Origin of the sequence: Bradyrhizobium sp. 2S1 (assembly GCF_011516625.5) — a bacterium.
GTDB classification, from domain to species: domain Bacteria; phylum Pseudomonadota; class Alphaproteobacteria; order Rhizobiales; family Xanthobacteraceae; genus Bradyrhizobium; species Bradyrhizobium septentrionale.
Window position 1 is genome coordinate 9,879,482 of the sequence record NZ_CP147717.1, and the last position, 22,826, is coordinate 9,902,307.

Genomic DNA, 22,826 nt, shown 5'->3' on the forward strand with positions numbered 1-22,826 from the left:
CCGGCTTCACACGCGCAGCCGCAACGAGATTTCGCTACTGGCGAACGCCTTGTCCGGCGTTAGCACCACCATGTCGACGACAGTCATCGAGCCAGGCTGGCTGTAGACATATTTGATGTGCCAAAGCGGCCCGACATCGGGTGAGATGACAAAATCTCCGGATTCAAGCGCTCTGGCAATCGTCCTGACCGCCTCGCTATTCCTTATCGGAAGAGAAAACACCGCGTCCATAAGCGCAGCAAGACTCACACCGTCAGCGAGGAAGGCGCGGGCAACGTTGTCCCCGTGCGCATGTCGAAGAGCCGACACGATGGCGGCGACTGCTTCCGGGTTCTTCACTCTAGACGCCTTGCTGAGCCATGAGATGGCTGGCACTCGGACGTACCGGGCTGATCCCAACCTTCTTATAATCCAGCGGACCGCCCATTGGTAAGGCTCCGAACCGGGTCGGGAAATCGAGCTACTCATCGATAGCGCTTCACACCAGGAGGAAGGCGGTCGGGTCGAAGGAAAGCACGCCATGACGCGCTTTTGCTCGAACTCTGACATGAGACGGCAATTCGCTCGCCGGCCCCTCAGGAAACCATCCTTAACCGCGATACCTACGCGCGAAGACGGCGATTTCCGCGAGCCAGCGGAGACGCTACACAAATTGCAATGCCCCCTTGTTCGCGTCAGAGCCGTAAATATCTATGGTGCAGGCAACTGATTATCCTAGCGGTAGCAAAATGGACCTGACCGAAATCCAGGATTACGCCATCCAGGCAAGAATGGCCCTCGCGGTCGGCGCGGGAACGTTCGATCGTGTATTCGCCGGGATCCGGTTCGCCGAGGTCGACGGACCGCTGCTTTACGTCTATGCCAAAGATGAGGCCACTGCATCGGAGATCGAGGACAATTTCGCCGTGCATATCTCGATCGTCGCGTCTCAAATTCTTTGCCAGGATATCGACGTCGTTGTCGTGCTGCCGAAGGTGCTTAATTAGCGCGAAAGGGCCCCCACTTGGGGGAGCCCTTCAAATCCATCAAATCAACGTTCAAATCAACATTAGTGCCGGTGTTTCATCAAAACGACCCCGCGGTGGTCGTGGTGATGATGCCAACCGCCGTGATGGCCGCTTCACGATGACTGCTCCGGCGTCTGCCGCCGGCCCTAAGCAGTGGCGCTCAGACCCTCAAGGACTGCAACGCATTCGGATTTCATGCCGTCCATGATGTCACGGATCGACCGTTCATCTTTGATCCTGCCGACCACTTGTCCCGCCATATAGCCCATGTAGTCGGCCGCATTGGCCAGTTCGAGCCGCTTCAGCGCTGGAGCGACGAGCAGTTTTTGAGCCGCCAGCGGCAGGGGCTCCGGTGCTCCCGGCTCATCCCACGCATCCGTCCACTTGCTGCGGAGCCCCCTCAGCGGTTTGCCGGTGTCGTACTTTCTCTGAATCGCGTCCTGCGAACGCGCCGCGATAAATCGCTTGCGCATATCAGGGGATAGCTCGCTCTCTGAAGATCCGAGCCAAATCGTGCCGCACCATACGCCCTCGGCGCCGAGTGCAAGGGCGGCTGCGATATGGCGCCCGCTGCCAACGCCACCCGCTGCAAGAACTGGTATCGGAGAGACGGCATCAACCACTTCTGGCCATAGCACCATGGAGGAGATCGTACCGGTATGCCCCCCGGCTTCGCTTCCCTGCGCGACGATCAGATCGACACCTGCGTGCACGTGCTTGAGCGCATGTTCGGCACTGCCTGCCATGGCGCCAACCCTGATGCCATGGCCGTGCAGCTTGTCGACGACATAGGCCGGAGGCGCCCCCATCGCGCTGAGCACAAACCGGGCCTGCGGATGTTTGACGACGATCTCCAGGACTTCGAGGACGCCCTCTTCCGTGTGACCATGGCCGGGCGGCTTTTCACGCAGCATCTGCGCCTCGACATCCGGGGGCAGCGCAGGTATGCCCGCATCATCGAGAATCTTCTCGACGAAATCGATATGCTCCTTCGGCAGCGCCTTGAGCCGCTCGGACAGCGGCACGACCTCGCCGACCTTGTTTGCGAAGAGGACGTCAATGCAGTACGGACGTCCGCGGGTCTTCTCATCCATGTCGGTGAGAATTCGCTCGAGTTCGTCCGGTTGATAGTAACTGGCCGCCAAAGCGCCCATGCCGCCGGCATTCGTCACCTCGATTGCGACCTCCGGCTTGTGCGTGAAGCCGAATATCGGGACCTCGATTCCGAACATTTCAGTGATGCGGTTGCGCATGGGCATTCCAATCTTCGAGTTGCAGGTAAACTCAGGACTGACCGAATCTTGGTCTGCGCTTTTCCTTGAACGACGTCCTGGCCGATCATGGTCGGCCAAGAGAAGAGAGACGATGGAAGGCCCGCATTTCCCTGCGCCCTCTGATCGGAGGAGGGCGGAACGAACGGCAGACAAGGCCAAGGAGTTCCTGATCCGTGGCACGCTGCTGAAGGGCCACGAAGCGGAGCGGATCGGGTTGGTCAATCATGTCGCACCGCGCGCGGAAGTATTGGCGAGGGCTCGCGAGATCGCGGTCGAACTCGCGAACGGTCCGACCTGGGCCATTCGCTGGACCAAGCTGTCGATCAACCAGATCGTGCCGATCAGCAGCGGCCAGATCACGGTGCCGCGATCGCCCGCGACCAGGCCGACGCGCGAGACGTGGGTGTCGCCGATCCGGGCATCCTCCGCCATCACACTGATATCGCAGAGCAGCGCATGGGTAGCCGCAAGCCCGATGGCATCGCCATTGATCGCGGCAATGATCGGCTTGTCGAGCTCGAGCTGGCGGGTAACGCCGCGGCGGCTGATCATGGGGTCATGCACCTCGCCCTCTTCGAGTACGTCGCCCCCCGGCCGCTCCGACATCGCCTTGACGTCGCCACCGACGCTGAAGAAATCGCCGGCGCCGGTCAACACGACAACATTGACAGCCTGATCGTCGGCCAGATCGTCGGCCAGATCGTCCCAGATCGTCCGCAACTCGCGGATCAGCTTCTGATTGATGGCATTGCGCGCCTGCGGGCGGTTCAAGGTCACCGTCGCGACCTTGTCCGCGACCTCGATCTTCAGGCACTCATATTTGGCGTACTGGCTCATCCCTGTCTCCGGCTTGTGATCATGCTCAGGCCTCGAGGCCCCGATCATCGAGTCTGCGGCTTCCTGCATCATCGCCAACGGCCTACGTCGCCCGACTGTGGAGCGGTCGTGGCCTCGTCCAACATCAAAGCGTCCGCGCGATCAGCTCCTTCATGACCTCATTGGAGCCGCCCCAGATCTTCTGAATTCGCCCGTCGCTCCACATCCTGGCGATCGGATAGTCGAGCATGTAGCCGTAGCCGCCGTGCAACTGGACACAGTTATCGATGACCTCGCACTGCTTCTCGGTCGCCCACCACTTTGCCATTGCCGCGGTTTCGCCATCGAGCGTTCCGGCGATCAGCCGGTCGATGCAAACTTCAACGAAGCTGCGTGTGACGGCCATCGCAGTCTTGGCCTCGGCCAGCACGATCCGCGTGTTCTGGAAATCGATCAGACGTTTGCCGAATACCTCGCGCTGCTTCACATAGGCCACGGTCTCGGCCAGCGCCGCTTCGCTCAGGGCCAGCGCCTGCATCGCGATGTTGATGCGTTCCTTCGCAAGCTGTTCCATCAGCTGATAGAAGCCGCGGCCTTCGACGCCTCCCAGCAGATTGGCAACCGGAACCCGCGCGTCCTCAAAGAACAGTTCAGCCGTGTCCTGTGCCTTGAGCCCGACCTTGTCCAGCCTGCGGCCGCGTTTGAATCCGGGCGTCTCACCGGCCTCAATCACCAGCAGGCTGAAGCCGCGGACACCGGCGTCCTCGCCTGTATCAGTCTTGACCGCGAGGCAGATCAAGTCAGCGGTGTGACCGTGGGTGATGAACGTCTTTTGCCCGTTGACGATATACGTGTCGCCCTCGCGGCGCGCCCGGGTTCGGATCGCTCGCACATCGGACCCCGCACCGGGTTCGCTCATCGCAAGTGCCGCGACCAGATCACCGCGCGCCATGCGTGGCAACCAGCGGCGCTTCTGCTCTTCGGTGCCGTACTGCGCGAAGTACGGTGCCAGAATGACGTTCTGCAACGGGACGCTGAAATCGGGGAATGCGATCCGCGCCAATTCCTCGATGATGACAGCTTCGTGCCGGAAGCTGCCTCCGCCGCCTCCATATTCTTCAGGACTGCTGGCGCGTCGCCCGAAGGGCTGTCTGGTTACGAACGACTACTGGCTCTCGGCGGGCGAATGGTTCTTCACGCTCGCGAGGAGCGGCGGCCGCTTCTCCATCGAGCCCGGCAGGGACCGGCTGTTCAACCCGATGCCGGTGTTCCACGTCCACGCCGGAGTGGTTGCACTCATGCCGATGTTGCTGTCGCAAGGCTGCGTGATCCGCCCCGAACATTTTTCGGCGAAGCGGTGGTGGCGCGAGGTTTCGACCAGCCGCGCCACCATCGTCCACTACATCGGCGCCGTGCCGCAGGCCCTGATCGCGATGGACAGGTCCGCAGGTGAGCGGGCGCACAGCGTGAGATTTGGCTTTGGGGCGGGAATGGAGCCTGCCATCCATCGGGAATTCGAGGAACGCTTCGGAATCCCGCATTGAGCTGCTGCCGGTTTGATGGACACCGAGATTAGGTGTTTCATGAAGCCGGAGGTGGCGATGAAAAGACGGAAGTTCAGCCGCGAGTTCAAGGTCGAGGCGGTCAAGCTGGTGCGGGAACGTGGGGTGTCGGTGGCGCAAGCTGGCCGTGACCTGGATGTTCATGAGAATGTTCTCCGCAAATGGGTGAAGGAGTTGGGCTCCGACCCGGCGCAAGCCTTTCCCGGCCACGGGCAGATGAAGCCGGAGCAGCAGGAGATCGAGCGGCTGCGCCGTGAGGTCGCCAAGCTGAAGGCCGAGCGGGATATCCTAAAAAAGGCCGCAGCCTACTTCGCGAAGGAAGCGACATGAAGTTCGCCTTCGTCGCGAAGCACCGGACGATCTGGCCGGTGGCATGGCTATGCGATGCGCTGGGAGTGTCGCGGTCGGGCTTCCATGCCTGGCTGAACCGCTCTCCCAGCGCCAGATCCCGCAGCGACGAGGAGCTCGGCGGCAAGGTCAAGGCCAGCTTCGCCGCCAGCGACCGCACCTATGGCGCACGCCGGGTGTGGCGTGACCTGCTCGCCGACGGGGCGGATTGCGGCCTGCACCGGATTGAGCGGCTGATGCGCCTGCAAGGCTTGCGGGCGCGGCCGCGACGTCGGCGCTTACCGAAGGACAGCGGCGATCGACAGCTCGAGACCGTACCGGCGAACCTCCTTGACCGGCAGTTCGCCGCCGAGCGGCCGAACCAGAAGTGGATCGCCGACTTCACCTATCTCTGGACGGCCGAAGGCTGGCTCTATGTCGCAGCGGTGATCGACCTGTTCTCACGCCGCGTGGTGGGCTGGTCGATGAGTGCCTCCATGACGGCACAGCTCGTGACGGACGCATTGTTGATGGCCGTCTGGCGGCGCGGCAAGCCGGATGCGCTGTTGCATCACTCCGACCAGGGCAGCCAGTACACCAGCGAGCAGTTCCAGCGCCTGATGGCCGACCACGGCATCGTTTGCAGCATGAGCCGCTCCGGCAACGTCTGGGACAACGCGGCGATGGAGAGCTTCTTCTCCTCGCTCAAGACCGAGCGTACGGCCAACAAGATTTATCAAACCAGAGATGAGGCACGCGCCGATGTGTTCGACTACATCGAACGATTTTACAACACGACCCGCAGGCACTCGACCATCGGCTATCTCAGCCCGGTTGAGTTCGAGCGCAAGGTGGGATTAGCTTAAGCGGGTGTCCATCAAACCGGCAGCAGCTCACATTTCGAAGTCTGGGGTATGAGCGAGGTCGGACGGTGGACGGCTAATGATCACGAGCCGCGCCCGATCGGAGTCCGAGCAATCGGGCGTCCGGTCGCCCCCCTTGAGGCGAGAGTGGTCGATGAGCACGACCGCGAGGTGGCTTCCGGTACCGAGGGCGAGCTCGTCGTTCGACTGTCGGGCGAAGATCCCCGACGAGGCTTTTTCGCCGGTTATCTCGACGATGCGGCAGCGACCGAGGCGGGGTGGCGCGGCGGCTGGTGGCATTCAGGCGATATCGTCCGCCAAGACCAGGCCGGGATCATCTATTTTGTCGACCGGCGCAAGAACATGATCCGCAGAGCCGGCGAGAACATTGCCGCCACCGAAGTTGAAACCGTGCTGTGCCGGCATCCTGCCATTCGCCAGATCGCGATCCTGGCCGTTCCTGACGAAAAGGCCGGAGAGGAGATCTTCGCCTGTGTCGTGCCGGCTTCGGGTCACACGGCCGACCTAAAGCTTGCCCAAGGCATCGTGGACTATTGCAACCAGCAGCTGGCCTACTACAAGGCGCCCGGGTGGATGCTGTTCCTGGACCGGATGCCCCTCACCGCGACTGAAAAGATCAACAAGGCGCAGATCTTCGCAGCCGGCCTTGACCCTCGAACCCTTGTTGGCGCGATTGACCTGCGTGCGATGAAGAAGCGCAAATAGCGGTCTGCCTCCCGCCGGCAAACGCGCGAAGAGCGCTACGGGGCCGCGCGCTGTGTTGGGAAGAATGCGTCGAGCAGATCGTGGCATGCCGCCTCTCCCTCTGCGGCCGAAACCGTCTTAGGATCGGCTGCCCATCCGGCCCAAAGACCTTCAGTAAGCTGGGTGTCATTCGGCCTGCAATATTGACCCCCTAAGCCGGGGGATCGGCGTCCAAAATTGACCCCCTACAGATTGATCTGTTGCGCTGCCTGCTTTGGAACGAAGCAGGTGGTGGGGGATGCTGATCGTGGAGACAATTGCCCGGATCCGGCGCGAGCACTTCATCAAGGGCAAGACGATCAAGGAGATCGCCCGTGACCTGAAGGTGTCGCGGAACACGGTCCGGAAGGTGCTGAGGTCGGGAGAGACCTCCTTCGAGTACGAGCGGCAGGTGCAGCCGCGGCCAAAGCTGGGACGATGGGCAGTAGAGCTTGACGGATTGCTGGCGGCGAACGCGGCCAAATCGGCTCGTGAACAGCTGACGTTGATCCGGATCTTCGAAGAGCTGCGCGGCCGCGGCTACGACGGCGGTTACGATGCCGTGCGGCGTTACGCCAGGCGGTGGAGCAAAGAACGCGGGCAATCGACCGCGGCGGCTTATGTCCCGCTGAGCTTTGCCCCAGGCGAAGCCTACCAGTTCGACTGGAGCCACGAGGTGGTCTTGCTGAGCGGGACCACGGTGATGGTGAAGGCCGCCCATGTCCGGCTCTGTCACAGCCGCATGCTGTTCGTGCGGGCCTATCCGCGGGAGACGCAGGAGATGGTGTTCGACGCCCACGACCGGGCGTTCGCTCTGTTCAAAGGCACCTGCACCCGCGGCATCTACGACAACATGAAGACCGCCGTAGAGACGATCTTCGTCGGTAAAGGGCGTCTCTACAATCGCCGCTTCCTGCAGATGTGCAGCCACTATCTGGTCGATCCGGTCGCCTGCACGCCGGCGTCGGGCTGGGAGAAGGGGCAGGTCGAGAACCAGGTCGGGCTGGTCCGGGAGCGCTTCTTCACGCCGCGGCTGCGGTTCAAAAACCTCGACGAGTTAAACGCCTGGCTGCTCGACAAATGCATCGCCTACGCCAAGGCTCATCGCCACCCGGAGCTGGTCGATCAGACGATCTGGGAAGTGTTCGAAGCCGAGCGTCCCAAGCTCGTTCCCTATGCCGGCCGCTTCGACGGCTTCCATGCGGTGACGGCATCGGTCTCGAAGACCTGCCTGGTGCGCTTCGACAACAACAAGTACTCGGTCGCAGCCAGCGCAGTCGGACGGCCGGTCGAAGTCCAGGCTTATGCCGACCGCATCGTGATCCGTCAGGATGGACGCATCGTTGCCGAGCACCCGCGATCCTTTGGCCGCGGCGAGACGACCTATGATCCCTGGCACTATGTGCCGGTGCTGGCTCGCAAACCCGGTGCCTTGCGCAACGGCGCTCCCTTCAAAGACTGGGTGCTGCCGGCCGCGATCGAGCGGATCCGGCGCAAGCTTGCCAGCACCGACGATGGCAATCGGCAGATGGTCGACATCCTCACCGCGGTGCTGACTGACGGTCTGTCCGCGGTGGAAGCGGCCTGTGCCGAAGCGCTCGGTCATGGCGTCCATTCCGCCGATGTCGTGCTCAACATCCTGGCCCGTCAACGTGAACCCGCCCCACCGGCCAACATCATGACGCCGGCCGCACTGACGCTCCGTCATGCACCGATCGCCGATTGTGCCCGCTACGACAACCTCCGGAGGACCATCTGATGGAACGAACCCAAATCTTCGACCTCATGGGCGAGCTCAAGCTCTACGGCATGAAGGCTGCCTTCGACGAGATCATGGCAACTGCCGTCAAGCGCCAGCACGAACCTCAGCGCATTGTCGGCGACCTGCTTAACGCCGAGATCAACGAGAAGCAGGCCCGCTCGATCAAATACCAGCTGACCATTGCCAAGCTGCCGCTTGCCAAGGACATCGCCGACTTCCAGTTCGACGGCACGCCGATCAATCAGACTCTCGTCAATGATCTCGCCAGCGGCGGCTTCATCGCCCAGCAACGCAATGTCGTGCTGGTTGGCGGCACCGGCACAGGCAAGACCCACCTGGCCATTGCCATCGCCAGAAGCTGCATCCGATCCGGTGCCCGCGGCCGCTTCTTCAACGTAGTCGACCTCGTCAATCGCCTCGAGACCGAGACCCGCAACGGACGGCAAGGACGGCTCGCCGAGCATCTGACCCGGATGGACTTCATCGTGCTGGATGAACTCGGCTATTTGCCCTTCGCCCAGTCCGGTGGCCAGCTCCTCTTCCACCTCGTCAGCCGGCTCTATGAGCGCGCCTCCGTCATCGTGACGACCAATCTCGCCTTCGGCGAATGGCCGAGCGTGTTCGGCGACGCCAAAATGACCACAGCGCTGCTCGACCGATTGACCCATCACTGCGACATTGTCGAGACCGGCAACGATAGCTGGCGGTTCAAGAGCCGAGACGACGATCACGCCACCCGCGCTCGTCTCGCCTCCGCTATCCCGGCCAGCTCCGACGAGACGAGCGCTACCAGCAAAGCCCGCCGCACGAAGGGGTCAAAATTGGACGCCGATGAGGGGTCAAATTTGCAGGCCGATTGACAGCTGGGTCAGGGTTAGCGCGAGGCGGTCAGGATTGATCTTGAGGCCGCGAGCATCGGCTGTGCGTTGCATGAGATGGGCCAGTCCGCGACGGTAGGGCCGATAGAGTTTTCGGTAGATCTCGGCGAGCTCGGGGGACCAGCGCGACGTGCTTGCAAGAGCCACCCAGACGAGAACCTTCTCGGGTGTGAACACCGGTGCGCGAAAGCTTGCCGTGACGATACCGCGCAGGCGTTCAAGCGGATCAGGACCGGCCGCGTCGGCTGCAGCTCGCGTGGCCTGCTCGAAGTCTTTCGCCACCTCGCCTACGGCATGCAGCAACAAGGCGTCCTTACCGGGGAAATAATGCGCAATCAGGCCGCGTGAGAAACCAGCCGCTTCGCAGATCGTCGCAACGGTCACATCCTTGTAGCCGTGCTCGGCAATCGCCTTCATCACCGCGACGACAAACTCCTGCCGTTTTGCCCCCTGGTCCGAGGATCCCACCGGACGCCCGCGCGTCCGCTTTTCCGCTTTATGCAAGCAGCGCCTCCTTCCTGTTCTGCTAACCGCACTAAATCACTGAATTTCTTTGGATGTCCATTCAATTTCCCGGAAATCGTACAAACGTACCCGTTGCCGGGTATCTGGTCTTGCCCGCCATGAGGGGGAAAAGCTGCAAGGCAGTGCGAGGTAGAATTGGCGCGCGGCGAATGCATCACCACCGAACATGCGGTGTTGGCCGGGCCGCGCCATACTGACCCGGGCAAGGAGCCGTACTGCCACAGCGGCAGCTCTACGACGCGGTGGAGCGGCCTGATCCTTCCATTGAAATCAAACACCGTGAGCTGCGAAATCCATCGCGCTGAGCTGTCACCAAATGGCGCTTGGCGCGGTCAGACGGACCAGGTGCCACAACACAGACGAAATCTGACCGCCATACTGAACCGCCCAAGATTCGTCGACGAATTTGTCCGTAGTTCTCCCTATTGAAGCAAAGCGGGCCCGAAGTAGGATTGCTTTCATTAGTCAGGTTAGAGCCCAAGTTTGTCCTGGATCGCGGCTCTTGACTATTCGGAAGCGCTTTTTTCAGTCGGATGCGCGGCGGGAGCTTTCCGCCAGATTGATCGCGGGGATTCATTTTTGACGAAGGAGCAGCTCGCCCGAGACGCTGCAGAGATATTTCGATTGCTGCGAGCATTTCGTTCGATCAAGGATCCAGCTGGGCGTCGGCACGTTGTCGAGACTGTCGAGGCATTGGCCAACGGCCGCACAGCCAACAGATCACTCGACGATAAAGCCGGAAAGCCTCATGTCTGAGCAATGTGCAATCTCTACAGCATCACGACCAACCAGGCCGCGATCCTGAACCTGTTTCGGGTCGTCAACAGGTACGTCGGCAACCTAGCCCCTATGCCGGACGTTTTCCCTGACTACCCAGCACCTATCGTCCGCAATGTTGGTGACGGGCGCGAGATGGTGCTTATGCGCTGGGGCATGCCACCGCCGCCTCGCACGGGTGGCCCACCGGTGACCAACATCCGCAACACGTCCTCGCCGCACTGGCGGGGCTGGCTTAAGCCAGAAAACCGCTGCCTGGTCCCGTTCAATAGCTTCGCCGAATACGCTCCGGAGCCTAACCCGGAGACGAAGAAAAAGGACGTCGTTTGGTTCGCGCTCAACGACGAGCGGCCGCTGACGGCCTTCGCTGGCATATGGACCGAGTTCAAGGGCGAACGCGGCACCAAGTCGAAGCCAATCCCCGGACCTCACCTCGTCTACGGCTTCCTGACGACCGAGCCCAATGCGGTTGTTGCGCCAATCCATCCCAAGGCCATGCCCGTCATCCTCACCACCGACGAGGAGCACGATGTCTGGATGCGCGCGCCATGGGATGAGGCAAAGGCGCTGCAGCGATCTTTGGGCGGCGACGCGCTTAAAATCGTCATGAGAGGCCCAGACAAGGAGATAGAGCCACCTTGGCATAATTTGGTCTGGAAGGCCGCTGCTGCTATAATTTCCGAACGGTTGACAGTGGCCCACGGCGGGCACATCCGATGACAAACAATCTAGTCATTCGGCGGGACAACCTGCCTGGCTCTGAAAAAGCTCGGCGGGCAGCACAGTATGTCCGGATGTCCACCGACGAGCAGGATTACTCAACTTTAAATCAGGAAGATGCGATTGCCGCATACGCCGCCGCTCACGGCATCCAAATCGTTCGGAAATATTCGGACGAAGCGCGTAGTGGCTTGGATTTGAACAGACGACCAGCCCTCAAGTCGCTGCTCAAAGACGTTCAGACTAAGCAGGCCGACTTCGAAGTCATTCTGGTCTACGATGTTAGTCGCTGGGGTCGCTTCCAAGATGCTGATGAAAGCGCGCACTACGAGTATCTCTGCAAGGAGAAAGGCATCCCGGTTATCTATTGCGCTGAAGATTTTGAGAACGATGGTAGCCTTGCGTCGACTTTGCTCAAGACTTTGCAAAGGGTGGACGCCGCGGGCTACAGCAGGCGCCTTTCCTCCAAAGTCTTTGCTGGGCACTGCACTCTAGGCAGTCGCGGCTTTTGGCAAGGAGCGCCCCCAGGATATGGTTTAAGACGGAGTTTGATTGACGCTAGCCCGTCTTATTCGTCAGAGTGCGCCTGAGAGGCTGGCGAGCGTGGTGTAAAGCGCTGATGCGGCGTAGGATTCGGTTGCAAAGCCAACCCCATCACCTCAACCGCGAACGCCAGGCCCGCCATGACCGATGATACGATTCTGCCCTTCTCGTTTCCAGCCGTTCACGCCAAGAAAGTCACAGCTGCCTTCGATGGCGGTCGGCTGACCTCGAACGGGGGCGTGATGCTTCTGGCGATGGCCGAGCGGCGTCTCGGCTTGGCCGACAATTTGGCCCGGGTGTTCCCGGATCGGCGCGATCCGACGCGGGTCGTGCACAGCCTTGTCGATATGTTCCGCGCGCGCATGTTCGCGATCTGCTGCGGCTACGAGGACGCCGACGACCTCGATCATCTGCGGTCCGATCCCGCATTCAAGCTGGCCTGCGGACGGCTGCCGGACACGGGTCGCGATCTGTGTTCCCAACCGACGCTGTCGCGGCTGGAGAATGCTCCGCGCCTGCGCGACGTGATCCGACTGACCTACACTTTGGTCGACGCATGGATGGATAGCTACCCGCGCGAGCCGGCATCCGTCACGCTCGACATCGATGATACCTGCGATGTCGTCCACGGCCATCAGCAGCTCTCGCTGTTCAACGCTCATTATGACGAACGCTGCTTCCTGCCGATCCACGTCTACGACACGGAGAAGAGCCGGCCCGTGGCGGTCGTGTTGCGGCCCGGCAAGACGCCGGGCGGCGTCGAGGTGCGTGCCCATCTGCGCCGCCTGATACGGCATATCCGGACGCGGTGGCACAACACGCGAATTACGTTCCGTGGCGACGGGCACTATGCCCGGCCGGAGGCAATGGCGTGGTGCGAGACCAACGGCATCGACTACATCTTCGGTCTGTCCGGCACCAAGCCGCTCGCCAGAAACTCGACGAGGCCGCCGACGACATCCGCACGCGACGCGCCATCGAGAACCTGCCGGTTCTGCGTGGCTATACCGAGACGCGCCACAAGGCCAAGTCCTGGGATCGCGAACGGCGTACCGTCGCCCGTATTGAGGCGACGATGCTCGGCCTCGACATCCGTTTCGTCGTCACCAGCCTCGATGTCGGCTCGGCCGAGTGGATCTACGACAGCCTGTATTGCGCGCGCGGCCAAGCCGAGAATCTGATCAAGCTGCATAAGACACAGCTCGCCTCCGATCGCACCAGCTGCCGTTCGGCGCTCGCCAATCAAGTCCGCCTCGTTCTCCACACCGCCGCTTATTGGCTGATGCTGACCGTGCGCGACGCGATTCCCAAAGCCCGGGAATTGGCCACAGCCGAGTTCGCGACGCTGCGTCTTCGTCTCTTGAAACTCGCTGCCCGTGTCGTCGAGACCACGAGCCGCATTCGCCTTGCGTTTGCCGCGGCATGTCCCGAAGCCGACCTGATCCGCGGCTTGCCAGGCGCGCTGCTGCCGCTCGGTCCTTGACCGGCGGGGCGTCCGCCCCCCGTTCGCCCAACCCATCCCTCAAGCGCGTTGCAAAGTACGGGTCGTCAGGCGGTGAAAAGCCGAAGGCAATCCCGCGCGCCTCGTCAGAGCAGATGTGCGGCCACATCAATCGGACTAAAAAAAGCACTCTCACGAATAGGACGGGCTAGGAGCCCGTCCAGATATGTTTTCGTGACGGGCATTTGTTGTAGAGTAGCAGGCTCAGGCTGCGTTTGCGAGGTTGAACAGCTTGAGGAGGTTATGGACGGTGCAGATCATTGTCCACTCGGCGCGCACTTTCTCGATGCCCCGCAACAGGAACTGGCGGAAGCCTCTTGCCTGTTTGATCTGCCCGAACACCGGCTCCACCACTTGCTTTCGCAATCGGTAGGGTGTTTCGAAGCCGCCATCGTCGATCTTCTTTCGCATGGCCTGTGTCAGCGGGCCGCCGACTTTTCCGTTCGCTACTGTCGGGTGCTTGGCGCGTCCGGGCGCGACATAGCCATCGATGCTGCGTGTGTCGAGCGCTTCGAGATTGGCTTCGCTGCAGTAGCCGGAATCCGCTGAGGCCTGCCGCGGCTTGCGGCCAAGATTGCTCTCGATGGCCTCGATCAGGGGCACCAACTGGCCCTGATCGCTGCCGTGCTGGGTCAGTTCTTGCGCGACAATGATCTGGGCATGTGCATCGACGGCCGCCTGGGCATTATAGGCCTGAACGAAGCCATCCTTCGACTTCATGATGCGGCTTTCCGGATCGGTGAAGTTGCGTTGCGCCTTGGGATTGGGTTCCTCCGATGGCAGCGCCGCCGGTTTGCCCGGCTTCTTGCGGCCTTCGGCCTGGCGCTGCTGTTCCTTTTCGGCCTCGATGCGGCGCTCTTCCTCCGCCGCCAGTTTGGCGTCCGCTTCCAGCGCCGCCATCGCTTGCTGGATCTTCGCCAGCCGTTTCTGCTTGTCGACGGTCCAGTCCGGCAGTTCGTCGCTGTTGCCGAAAGTCTCATCCTCCGAGGCATCCGCCGCCTCGGCGGCCGCCAGCATGCGAGCGACCTCGGCCTTCAATTCCGCCTCGCGCTTCTTCATGCGCTCATAACTCATCGCCTTGTGTTTCGACGCGTTCGCCTTGATCTTCGTACCATCCAGCGCGACATGACCGAGCTTGACCAGCCCGGCCGTCTCGCACAACTTCAGAACCTGCACGAATAGCGCGCCGAGCGCCTTCAAATGTCGCTTGCGAAAGTCGCAGATCGTCCGAAAATCCGGCGCATCCAGCGCCACGATCATCACAAAATCGTTCCGCTCCCGGCAGGCCTTGGCAATCCGACGCGACGAATACAGCCCACTCGCATAGCTATGCAGCAGCAGCGCCACCATCATCCGCGGATCAAACGGCGGCTGCCCAAGCCCGCTCACATAGCTGCCCATGATCTCCCTGAGATCGAGGCTCTCCCGCACCAGATCAACCATAAACCGCGAGACATGGCCTTTCGGCACGAAGTCCTGCACATTCGGCGGCAGAAGCAGCGTCTGATCGATGTTCCAAGGCCGAAAATACTTGCTCATCGCCCAATGTTGAATCAGACCCGACCAGATTTGAACAGCGACTATCCAGACAAGCTCCTAGTCTGACTGAGTCACAAAACCGCCGGCCAGAATCAGCGATGGATGAAGCACGGACCATCAGTCGAGAGGCCGACATGAGCGGGCGTGGCACCAAGACGAGCGAGAAGCGATTTGCGACGTATTTGGAAGGGCTTGCCAGTGTCATCGGTCATGCTGATCGGAAGGCGCCGCTGCGCGACTATTGCGTCGGCCTGATGGCCTGTGGCGGTCGCAAGAGCGTGGAGTCGATGGCGGCGGTGACAGCTCCGGAACGGACGGCCGCCCAGCATCAATCGCTGCTGCATTTCGTCGGCAGCGGCGCCTGGTCGGATGAGAAGGTGCTGGGCAAGGTACGTGAGATGGTCCTGCCGGCGATTGAACGCCAGGGCCCCATCGAAGCCTGGATCATCGACGATACCGGATTTCCCAAGCAGGGCCGACATTCAGTTGGAGTTGCACGGCAATATTGCGGGCAGCTCGGCAAGCAGGATAATTGTCAGGTGGCGGTGTCACTGTCGATTGCCAACCACCACGCCAGCCTGCCTGTCGCTTATCGCCTTTATCTTCCGAAGGAATGGACTGAGGACTGCGATCGGCGGCGCAAGGTGGGCATTCCTGCCGAAGTTGGCTTCCGGACCAAGCCGGAGATCGCGCTGGAGCAGTTGCGGTGGGCCTGCGCGAGCGGCCTTCCACGCGGTGTCGTACTGATGGACGCGGGCTATGGCAATAACAGCGACCTGCGCACGGAGATCACGGCGCTGGGATTGACCTATGTGGCGGGTCTTCTGTCGAGCACAACGGTATGGGCGCCCGGTACCGGTCCCTTGCCGCCGAAGCCATGGTCGGGCCGCGGCCGTCCACCGAAACTGATGCGCCGCAACCGTCAGCATCAGCCGGCCGCCGTCAAGGCGCTCGCGATCGGCCTGCCGGACAAAGCTTGGCGCACCATCACGTGGCGGCAAGGAACGAACGAAAAGCTGACCTCGCGCTTTGCCCGCGTGCGGGTCCGTGCCGCGCATCGTGATTATTGGCAAACCACCCGGCGATTGGAGGAATGGTTGCTGATCGAATGGCCAAAAGGCGAGGACCAGCCTACCAAATACTGGCTCTCGACATTGCCGGAGGATGTGGCATTCCGGACTCTCGTTGAGACGGCTAAATTGCGCTGGCGCATCGAACGCGACTATCAGGAACTCAAGCAGGAGGTCGGGCTCGGCCACTTCGAGGGACGCGGCTGGCGCGGCTTTCATCATCACGCAACAATGTGCATCGCAGCCTACGGATTCCTGATCTCCGAGCGGGAGACGATTCCCCCCTCAGGCACTCGGCACGCCCGGCCGATCCTGCTCGATCGCATTCCCGCAGATTACAGACCCCGCGGATTTGCCGCTGCGGACCCAACGTCACATTCCAAATTCGATCGCGACGATGCGACGGCGCCTCGAACATGGGCTCGTCCGAACGCTGTCGAGATGTCCTTGTTGTGCGATCAAGTTCGACCACTAGACAGATCATCGTTTGTGACGCAGTAGGACTAGGGCGCAATTGCGCACTAGGCCGGGACCACGGCGGATGGAGCTATCCCCGCCTTGCCGCTTCCAGCGCCTGCGGCGTATCGATGTCGAGGAAGGCGCTGTTGCCTTCGACCGGGACCTCGGCGACCACCTCGGCATGCTTGGCGATCAGATGACGGGCGCCGATGTCGCCGTCGAGCGTCATCAATTCCCTGAAGAAGCGCCGCGACCACAGTACCGGATTGCCGCGGCGGCCCTCGCTGACGGGGACCGCGATCAGATGGCCGCGGTCCGGCTCGAAGGTCTCGATCAGGCGGTCGATCAGTTGCGCATCGATCAGCGGCATGTCGCCGAGGCAGACGATCGCGCCGTCGGCGGCGTCGGAGACCGCGCCGATGCCTGATTTCACCGAACTGGCGAGGCCACCGGCGAAATCCGGATTGCGGACGAACTTCACCTGGAGATCCGCCAGCGCTTGCTCGACCAGATCGGCCTGATGCCCGGTGACGACGATCACCTCCGAGGCCTTCGAGGCCAGCGCCTGCTCGGCGACGATGCGCACGAGCTTCTTGCCGTCGAGCTCAGCGAGCAGCTTGTTCGGGCCGCCCATCCGGGTCGAACGTCCCGCCGCGAGCACGATCGCCGCGACGTTGCGGTTGCCTTCGGTGTCCGGCACGGTGCGCGGCTGCGGCCGCGTCACGATCTCCATCAACAGGCCGCCGACGCCCATGCCGGTGAGATCCGACCGCGTCACCTTGATGCCGGCGAGCAGCCGCATCAGCACCCAGTCGAAACCGTTCTCGACCGGCGAGCGCGCGCAGCCCGGCGCACCGAGCACCGGCACGCCGCCGGCACTGCCGATCAGAAGCAGATTGCCGGGATCGACCGGCATGCCGAAATGCTCGATCGCGCCGCCGATCTCGGTGATCGCGGCCGGTATGACGTCGCGGCGGTCGGCGATCGCCGACGCCCCGAACACGATGACGAGCTCGGCGCCCAGGCCGAGCAATTCCTTGATCGCGGCCGCCAGCACGGTCTCGTCATGCGGCACGCGGCGCTCGGCAATGATCGTGGCAACGGCGGGCGCGAGCCGCTCGGCGGTGACGCGCAGCGTCTTGTCGATCACCTTCGGCGCTAGGCCCGGCAGCAGCGTCGAGACCACGCCGACCTTCCGGATCACGTAAGGCGCGATCCGCAGCGTATCCTTGCCGGCGACCGCGACGGCCGCGTCGCGCAGCCGGCCCTCGACGCCGAACGGGATCAGCTTGACGGTCGCGATCATCTCGCCTTCGACCACCGGCTTATACGCCGCGAGCGTTGCGAAAGTGATGGCCTCGTCGACGCCGTTGATGCGGTCGACGGCGGCGCGGTCGACCACCAGCACACCGGGGCGCGCCGCGAACAGATTGGCGCGGCCGGTGAAGGCGCGCTCGACATTGACGCCCTCGCCCGCCACCGCCTGCGCGATGCTGGCCGCCGCGACGTCCTCGGAGACGTCGCCCTTCTCCAGCCGCACCACGACGACGTCCTTGACGCCGGCTTTGGTCAGCGCCTCGACCTCCGCCTCGCCGATCGTGGTGCCCTTCTTGAGCACCAGCGCACCCTGGCGGAGCGTATGCACGGTGACGCCGCCAATCGCGTCGGCCGGACTGGCGGGACCGAACTTCATGCCGCTTCTTCTTTTTCTTTTGGAGGCAGACGCAGCTGCGCGGTGATCTCGGCCATGATCGCAACCGCGATCTCCGACGGCGACACCGCGCCGATGTCGAGGCCGATCGGCGCGTGGATGCGCGCGATGTCGCTGTCCTTGGCGCCCTGCGCCCGCAGCCGCTCGGCGCGCTTGGCGTGCGTCTTCCGCGAGCCGAGTGCGCCGATATAGAAGCAGTCGCGATCGAAGGCGTGCAGCAGCGCCGGATCGTCGATCTTGGGATCATGCGTCACCGCGACGAACGCCGTATAGTGATCGACGTTGAGCGGCGGCAGCGCGACGTCGGGCCATTCGGCAACCAGCGGCACGTCGGGGAAACGCTCGGGGCTCGCAAACGCGGTGCGCGGATCGACCACCGTCACGTCATAGTCGAGCGAGCGCGCCAGCGGCGCCAGCGCCTGGCTAATATGGACCGCGCCGATGATCACGAGTTTTGCCGTCGGCGCGTAGACGTTGAGGAACAACTTTTTGCCGGCGACCTCGGCATTGCCGCTCTTGCCCATCCTGAGTTGCTTGGCTAGCTCGGCGCGTAGCGGATCGGCCGCGATGTCCTTGGCCTTCACCAGGCGCTGCTCGCCATTGGCGGTGTCGGTGACGATGATGACCGGGCGGCGCGCGGCGCGCTCGGCGTTGAGCTCTTTCAGGACCTCGAGTTTCACGGCTAACCGACCTTCTCGACGAACACGCGGATGGTGCCGCCGCAGGACAGGCCGACATTCCAGGCCGTCTCGTCGGCAACGCCGAATTCGAGCATTTTTGGCTGGCCGCTCGCGATCACGTCGAGCGCCTCGGTGACCACGGCGCCCTCGACGCAGCCGCCGGAGACGCTGCCTAAGAAGGTGCCGTCGTCATTGATCACGAGGCTCGAGCCGGCCGGGCGCGGCGCCGCCCCCCAAGTCTCGATCACGGTGGCAAGCGCCACGCCATGGCCCTGTTTCTGCCAGGTCTCGGCGGCCTGCAGGATGTCTTCGTCGCGGTTCAGCATGGTGGCCTCCTGCTTATGGGTCAGGCTTCTTAGGCTACAGAACGGATCAGGCTGCGGTGGTGCGCCGGCGGCGGCGACGACAGCGCCCCGATCAAGCCCTTGATGGACGTCAAGTTATGCACCGGGCGAAATTCGTCAACGTGGGGCAACATCATTTTGATGCCCTGCGCCTTGGCCTCGAAGCCGGAATAGCGCAGCAGCGGGTTGAGCCAGATCAGGCGGCGGCAGGAGCGGTGCAATCGGTCCATCTCGAACGCCAGTTTGGCATCGGCCTCCCGTTCTAGTCCATCGGATATAAGGAGGACGATGGCGCCCTGCCCGAGCACCCGGCGAGCCCAGAGCTGGTTGAAGGTATGCAGCGAGGTCGCGATCCGGGTGCCGCCGGCCCAGTCCTCGACCGAGGACGAGCAGCTCGCCAGCGCCTCGTCGGGGTCACGCGCCCGTAACGCGCGCGTCACATTGGTCAGGCGGGTGCCGAACAGGAACACCGAGACCCGCTTGCGGGCGTCGGTGATGGCATGCAGGAAGTGCAGGAACAGGCGGGTGTATTCGCTCATCGAGCCCGAGATATCGAGCAGCGCCACGATCGGCGCCGGCTTCTCGATCCGGCCGAGCTTTCTGATGTCGATGATCTCGCCGCCGGTGCGCAACGAGTTGCGCACGGTGCGGCGCATGTCGAGCCGCAGCCCCCGCGCGTCCGGCTGGTAGCGGCGGGTGACGAGCTCGGCCTGCGGCAGCCGCATCTTGGCGATCTCTCTGACGACCTCGGCGATCTCGGCCGCGGTCATCTGCGCAAAATCCTTCTTCTGCAGCACCTCCTTGTCGGAGACCGAGAGTTTCAGCTCCTGCTCCTGGGCCTGCGGCCGCTCCTCGTGCCGCGCCGGTTGCGCTAATGCCTCCTGGACGCGGCGCGAGGCCGGCGGCGGCTTCTTTTTGGCGTGATCCGGCAGCGGCACCGAATCCAGCATGCTCTTCCACTCCTCGGCGGCGCGGAAGAACAGCGCAAAGGCCTGGCGGAAGATCAGCGCATGCTCGTGGCGCTTGACGAAGATCGCTTCCAGCGTGGCGTAGAAATCGCCGCGGTGGCCGACCTCGATCAGCTGCAGCGCGTCGAGCGCATCGATCACCGAACCCGGCCCGACCGGGAGCCCGGCCGCCCGCAGCGCGCGGGCAAAGCCGACTACGTTGTCGGCCATGTGGCCGGTCGGAGGCGCGAGGTGATTGATCGCCATCGTAATCCATTTCCCGTCGTTCGGGGGCACGCGCAGCGTGAACCTCAGGTGCGCAATTGCGCACCGGGGAACCTCGAGATTCCGGGTTCGATGCTTCGCATCGCCCCGGAATGACGGGCGTTGTTATGACGCGAGCCTTACGTCTCGCTCGTCGCTTCTTTCAATGTCTTCTGCAACGCATCGCCCTGCATCCGCGCGATGTCGTCCTGATATTTGAGCAGCGCGCCCAGCGTGTCGCCGACCACCTGCGGCGTCAACGAGCGCGCGTCGAGCTCGGACAGCGCGGTGGCCCAGTCGATGGTCTCGGCCACGCCCGGCGACTTGTAGAAATCCTGGTTGCGCAGCGCCTGCACGAAGCGGACGACCTGCTGCGACAGCTTTGCGGAGATACCCGGCACCCGCGACTTGACGATCGCGAGCTCGCGCTCGGCGATCGGATAGTCCACCCAGTGATAGAGGCAGCGCCGCTTCAGCGCGTCGTGGATCTCGCGGGTGCGGTTGGAGGTGATGATCACGATCGGCGGCGCCGGCGCCTTCACGGTGCCGAGCTCGGGGATCGTGACCTGGAAGTCGCTGAGAATTTCCAAGAGATACGCCTCGAACGCCTCGTCGGCGCGGTCGAGTTCGTCGATCAGCAGCACCGGGGGACCTGCGACGTCGGGCTCGAGCGCCTGCAACAGCGGCCGCTTGATCAGGAAACGCTCGGCGAAAATGTCGCTCGCGAGCTGGTCGCGATCGGTGTCGCCGGAGGCCTCCGCCAGCCGAATTGCGATCATCTGCGCCGCGCTGCTCCACTCGTAGACGGCGGAGGCGACGTCGAGACCCTCATAGCATTGCAGGCGGATCAGCTTGCGCCCGAGCGCCGCCGACAGGACCTTTGCGATTTCGGTCTTGCCGACGCCGGCCTCGCCTTCGAGGAACAGCGGCCGGCCCATGCGCAGCGCCAGATAGGTCACGGTCGCAAGCGACCGTTCGGCGAGGTAGCCGCGCGACGTCAACAGCTCCTCGAGCGCATCGACGGAAGTGGGTAACGCCGATGCACTCATGGAACAGCCAGTCTTCGAACAGGGGTTAGCAGTGTCACGCCTTGGTACTTAGCCCTTGGCGGTCGCGGCTTCCACCGCCCTGCGCGCCAAGACGCCGATCAGATGCGCGCGGTATTCCGCACTGCCGTGCAGGTCGCTGTTGAGCCCATCGGCCGGAACCGGGATGCCGTCGAGCACCTTGTGCGAGAACCGCTTCTTCAAGGCGTCCTCGAACGCGGTAACGCGGAACACGCCGTCGGAGCCTGCGCCTGTGACCGCGACGCGGACATCGGACGGACGCTTGGCGACGAACACACCGACCAACGCGTAGCGCGAGGCCTGGTTGCGGAATTTCACATAGGCCGCCTTCTTCGGCAGCGGGAACATCACCTTGGTGATGATCTCGTCAGCCTCGAGCGCGGTCGAGAACAGGCCCTGGAAATACTCCTCGGCCTTGAGGCGGCGCTTGTTGGTGACGATGGTCGCGCCCAGCGCCAGCACCGCGGCCGGATAGTCTGCGGTCGGGTCGTTGTTGGCGAGCGAGCCGCCGATGGTGCCGCGGTGGCGCACGGCGGGATCGCCGATCATGCCGGCAAGCTCGGCCAGCGCCGGGATCGCCTCGCCCACGATCGCGGAGTTCGCGACCTCGGCGTGCTTTGCGGTGGCGCCGATCACCAGCGAGCGGCCCTTCATCTCGATGGTGTCGAGACCTTCGATATGGGAGAGGTCGACCAGATGCGGCGGGCTGGCGAGCCGCTGCTTCATCACCGGCACCAGCGTGTGACCGCCGGCGATCAGCTTGGCGTCCTCGTTCTTCACCAGCAGATTGGCGGCTTGCCGCACGGTGCCGGGACGATGATATTTGAATTCGTACATTGGAATGTCCTGATCGCTTGTCGCGACGAATTGCTGATTAGGCGAGGTCCGATTTGGCCATCGCCTTGGCGCCGGCGGCGATCGAAGCGACGATGTTCTGGTAGCCGGTGCAGCGGCACAGATTGCCTTCCAGCTCCTCGCGGATCACCTCATCGGAGAGGTCGTGGCCCTTGCGATGGACCAGGTCGACGGCGGTCATGATCATGCCCGGCGTGCAGAAGCCGCACTGCAGGCCGTGATGCTCGCGGAAGGCCTCCTGCATCGGATGCAGCGGCGCGCCATCGGCGGCGAGCCCCTCGATGGTCTTGACTTCATGACCGTCGGCCATCACCGCAAGCGTCGTGCAGGACTTCACCGCCTTGCCGTCCAGATGCACGACGCAGGCGCCGCACTGCGAGGTGTCGCAGCCGACATGGGTACCTGTCAGCCGCAGATTTTCGCGCAGAAACTGGACCAGAAGGGTACGGGGGTCGACATTCGCGCTCACGGGATTGCCGTTCACGATCATTGAAATCTTGGCCATCAGCACTCTCTTATCTGCCCCACCGCATATCGGCGAAGCAGGCGGTTTATAATCATTCCAGACGGCATAATATGGGCGCGTCCCGC

Annotated in this window: 21 protein-coding genes and 5 pseudogenes; 12 read left to right on the forward strand and 14 right to left on the reverse strand. The window is 62.9% G+C overall.

Translation table 11 applies throughout. The features are described 5' to 3' along the window. Positions 1–6: 6 nt before the first annotated feature. Entirely contained in the window at positions 7–339 is a 333-nt protein-coding gene (locus tag HAP54_RS46895) for a hypothetical protein (protein WP_224741490.1), read from the reverse strand. 389 nt (positions 340–728) lie between these two features. Here HAP54_RS46895 and HAP54_RS46900 point away from each other — a divergent pair, with 389 nt between their 5' ends. Then, the gene (locus tag HAP54_RS46900) at positions 729–986 is read left to right on the forward strand and encodes a hypothetical protein (protein ID WP_029082564.1); all 258 of its coding nucleotides are present in this window, start codon (positions 729–731) and stop codon (positions 984–986) included. A 167-nt stretch (positions 987–1,153) separates the two neighbouring features. Here HAP54_RS46900 and HAP54_RS46905 read toward each other — a convergent pair whose 3' ends face one another. Further along, entirely contained in the window at positions 1,154–2,260 is a 1,107-nt protein-coding gene (locus tag HAP54_RS46905) for an NAD(P)H-dependent flavin oxidoreductase (RefSeq protein WP_166298082.1), read from the reverse strand. A gap of 112 nt (positions 2,261–2,372) precedes the next feature. Here HAP54_RS46905 and HAP54_RS46910 point away from each other — a divergent pair. Then, a pseudogene (locus tag HAP54_RS46910) lies at positions 2,373–2,549 on the forward strand (hypothetical protein); the annotation flags it as partial. On the opposite strand, the gene HAP54_RS46915 reads toward HAP54_RS46910, so the two are convergent. The 3 genes and pseudogenes from HAP54_RS46915 to HAP54_RS52690 form a co-directional block, all read right to left on the reverse strand. Beyond that, the gene (locus HAP54_RS46915) at positions 2,504–3,190 is read right to left on the reverse strand and encodes an enoyl-CoA hydratase/isomerase family protein (RefSeq protein WP_339156942.1); all 687 of its coding nucleotides are present in this window, start codon (positions 3,188–3,190) and stop codon (positions 2,504–2,506) included. The pseudogene HAP54_RS46910 and the gene HAP54_RS46915 overlap by 46 nt on opposite strands. A 52-nt stretch (positions 3,191–3,242) precedes the next feature. After that, entirely contained in the window at positions 3,243–4,049 is an 807-nt protein-coding gene (locus HAP54_RS46920; RefSeq protein ID WP_210297446.1) for an acyl-CoA dehydrogenase family protein, read from the reverse strand. A 45-nt stretch (positions 4,050–4,094) separates the two neighbouring features. Then, positions 4,095–4,172: pseudogene (locus HAP54_RS52690) on the reverse strand (hypothetical protein); the annotation flags it as partial. Between HAP54_RS52690 and HAP54_RS46925 the strand changes: the two are divergent. The 6 genes and pseudogenes from HAP54_RS46925 (at position 4,171) to istB (ending at position 9,215) form a co-directional block, all read left to right on the forward strand. Further along, positions 4,171–4,641 (forward strand): AMP-binding protein, encoded by a 471-nt coding sequence (locus HAP54_RS46925; RefSeq protein ID WP_224741994.1) that lies wholly within the window; start codon positions 4,171–4,173, stop codon positions 4,639–4,641. The pseudogene HAP54_RS52690 and the gene HAP54_RS46925 overlap by 2 nt on opposite strands. A 57-nt stretch (positions 4,642–4,698) precedes the next feature. Next, positions 4,699–5,852, forward strand: a protein-coding gene (locus HAP54_RS46930; protein WP_166295259.1) for an IS3 family transposase whose coding sequence is annotated in 2 segments (ribosomal slippage) — positions 4,699–4,948 and positions 4,948–5,852 — 1,155 coding nt in all. Because the reading frame shifts where the segments join, the coding sequence is not laid out codon by codon here. A 45-nt stretch (positions 5,853–5,897) separates the two neighbouring features. Then, positions 5,898–6,044: pseudogene (locus HAP54_RS46935) on the forward strand (hypothetical protein); the annotation flags it as partial. Further along, positions 6,021–6,575, forward strand: coding sequence for an AMP-binding enzyme (locus HAP54_RS46940; RefSeq protein ID WP_339156943.1), 555 nt, complete (start codon positions 6,021–6,023; stop codon positions 6,573–6,575). The pseudogene HAP54_RS46935 and the gene HAP54_RS46940, both read left to right, overlap by 24 nt. A 277-nt stretch (positions 6,576–6,852) precedes the next feature. After that, positions 6,853–8,343: pseudogene (gene istA / locus HAP54_RS46945) on the forward strand (IS21 family transposase); the annotation flags it as partial. A gap of 8 nt (positions 8,344–8,351) precedes the next feature. After that, positions 8,352–9,215 carry an IS21-like element helper ATPase IstB gene (gene istB / locus HAP54_RS46950; protein WP_166294386.1) on the forward strand — a complete coding sequence of 288 codons (864 nt, stop codon included), beginning with the start codon at positions 8,352–8,354 and terminating at the stop codon, positions 9,213–9,215. Here the strand turns inward: istB and HAP54_RS46955 are convergent. Continuing rightward, on the reverse strand, positions 9,195–9,737 hold the full coding sequence (locus HAP54_RS46955; protein ID WP_166298084.1) for a TetR family transcriptional regulator: 543 nt from the start codon (positions 9,735–9,737) through the stop codon (positions 9,195–9,197). The genes istB and HAP54_RS46955 overlap by 21 nt on opposite strands. Positions 9,738–10,517: 780 nt before the next feature. Here HAP54_RS46955 and HAP54_RS46960 point away from each other — a divergent pair. The 3 genes and pseudogenes from HAP54_RS46960 to HAP54_RS46970 all read left to right on the forward strand — a co-directional run bounded on the left by HAP54_RS46960 (position 10,518) and on the right by HAP54_RS46970 (position 13,281). Beyond that, entirely contained in the window at positions 10,518–11,255 is a 738-nt protein-coding gene (locus HAP54_RS46960) for an SOS response-associated peptidase (protein WP_166298085.1), read from the forward strand. Continuing rightward, complete coding sequence (locus HAP54_RS46965) at positions 11,252–11,845, forward strand: recombinase family protein (protein ID WP_166298086.1); 594 nt, start codon at positions 11,252–11,254, stop codon at positions 11,843–11,845. The genes HAP54_RS46960 and HAP54_RS46965 overlap by 4 nt, the downstream gene beginning before the upstream one ends. A gap of 93 nt (positions 11,846–11,938) precedes the next feature. Beyond that, positions 11,939–13,281, forward strand: a pseudogene (locus HAP54_RS46970) (IS1380-like element ISBdi2 family transposase). 222 nt (positions 13,282–13,503) lie between these two features. Here the strand turns inward: HAP54_RS46970 and HAP54_RS46975 are convergent. Then, the gene (locus tag HAP54_RS46975) at positions 13,504–14,838 is read right to left on the reverse strand and encodes an IS1182 family transposase (protein WP_166293900.1); all 1,335 of its coding nucleotides are present in this window, start codon (positions 14,836–14,838) and stop codon (positions 13,504–13,506) included. 134 nt (positions 14,839–14,972) lie between these two features. Here HAP54_RS46975 and HAP54_RS46980 point away from each other — a divergent pair, with 134 nt between their 5' ends. Next, positions 14,973–16,409 (forward strand): IS701 family transposase, encoded by a 1,437-nt coding sequence (locus tag HAP54_RS46980; protein WP_166307160.1) that lies wholly within the window; start codon positions 14,973–14,975, stop codon positions 16,407–16,409. Positions 16,410–16,455: 46 nt separating this feature from the next. Here HAP54_RS46980 and HAP54_RS46985 read toward each other — a convergent pair whose 3' ends face one another. From HAP54_RS46985 to HAP54_RS47015, 7 genes are all read right to left on the reverse strand, one after another. Continuing rightward, entirely contained in the window at positions 16,456–18,060 is a 1,605-nt protein-coding gene (locus HAP54_RS46985; RefSeq protein WP_166298087.1) for an NTP transferase domain-containing protein, read from the reverse strand. Continuing rightward, positions 18,057–18,758, reverse strand: a complete 702-nt coding sequence (locus HAP54_RS46990; protein WP_166298088.1) for an XdhC family protein — start codon at positions 18,756–18,758, stop codon at positions 18,057–18,059. Before HAP54_RS46990 ends, HAP54_RS46985 begins: the two co-directional genes overlap by 4 nt. A 2-nt stretch (positions 18,759–18,760) precedes the next feature. After that, positions 18,761–19,084 (reverse strand): XdhC family protein, encoded by a 324-nt coding sequence (locus HAP54_RS46995; RefSeq protein WP_166298089.1) that lies wholly within the window; start codon positions 19,082–19,084, stop codon positions 18,761–18,763. A gap of 29 nt (positions 19,085–19,113) precedes the next feature. After that, positions 19,114–20,316, reverse strand: a complete 1,203-nt coding sequence (locus HAP54_RS47000) for a vWA domain-containing protein (RefSeq protein ID WP_175619325.1) — start codon at positions 20,314–20,316, stop codon at positions 19,114–19,116. A gap of 137 nt (positions 20,317–20,453) precedes the next feature. After that, positions 20,454–21,362, reverse strand: a complete 909-nt coding sequence (locus tag HAP54_RS47005) for an AAA family ATPase (RefSeq protein ID WP_029081610.1) — start codon at positions 21,360–21,362, stop codon at positions 20,454–20,456. Positions 21,363–21,410: 48 nt separating this feature from the next. After that, positions 21,411–22,217 carry an FAD binding domain-containing protein gene (locus HAP54_RS47010; RefSeq protein ID WP_166298090.1) on the reverse strand — a complete coding sequence of 269 codons (807 nt, stop codon included), beginning with the start codon at positions 22,215–22,217 and terminating at the stop codon, positions 21,411–21,413. A 37-nt stretch (positions 22,218–22,254) separates the two neighbouring features. Continuing rightward, complete coding sequence (locus HAP54_RS47015) at positions 22,255–22,740, reverse strand: (2Fe-2S)-binding protein (RefSeq protein ID WP_166298091.1); 486 nt, start codon at positions 22,738–22,740, stop codon at positions 22,255–22,257. Positions 22,741–22,826: the final 86 nt, after the last annotated feature.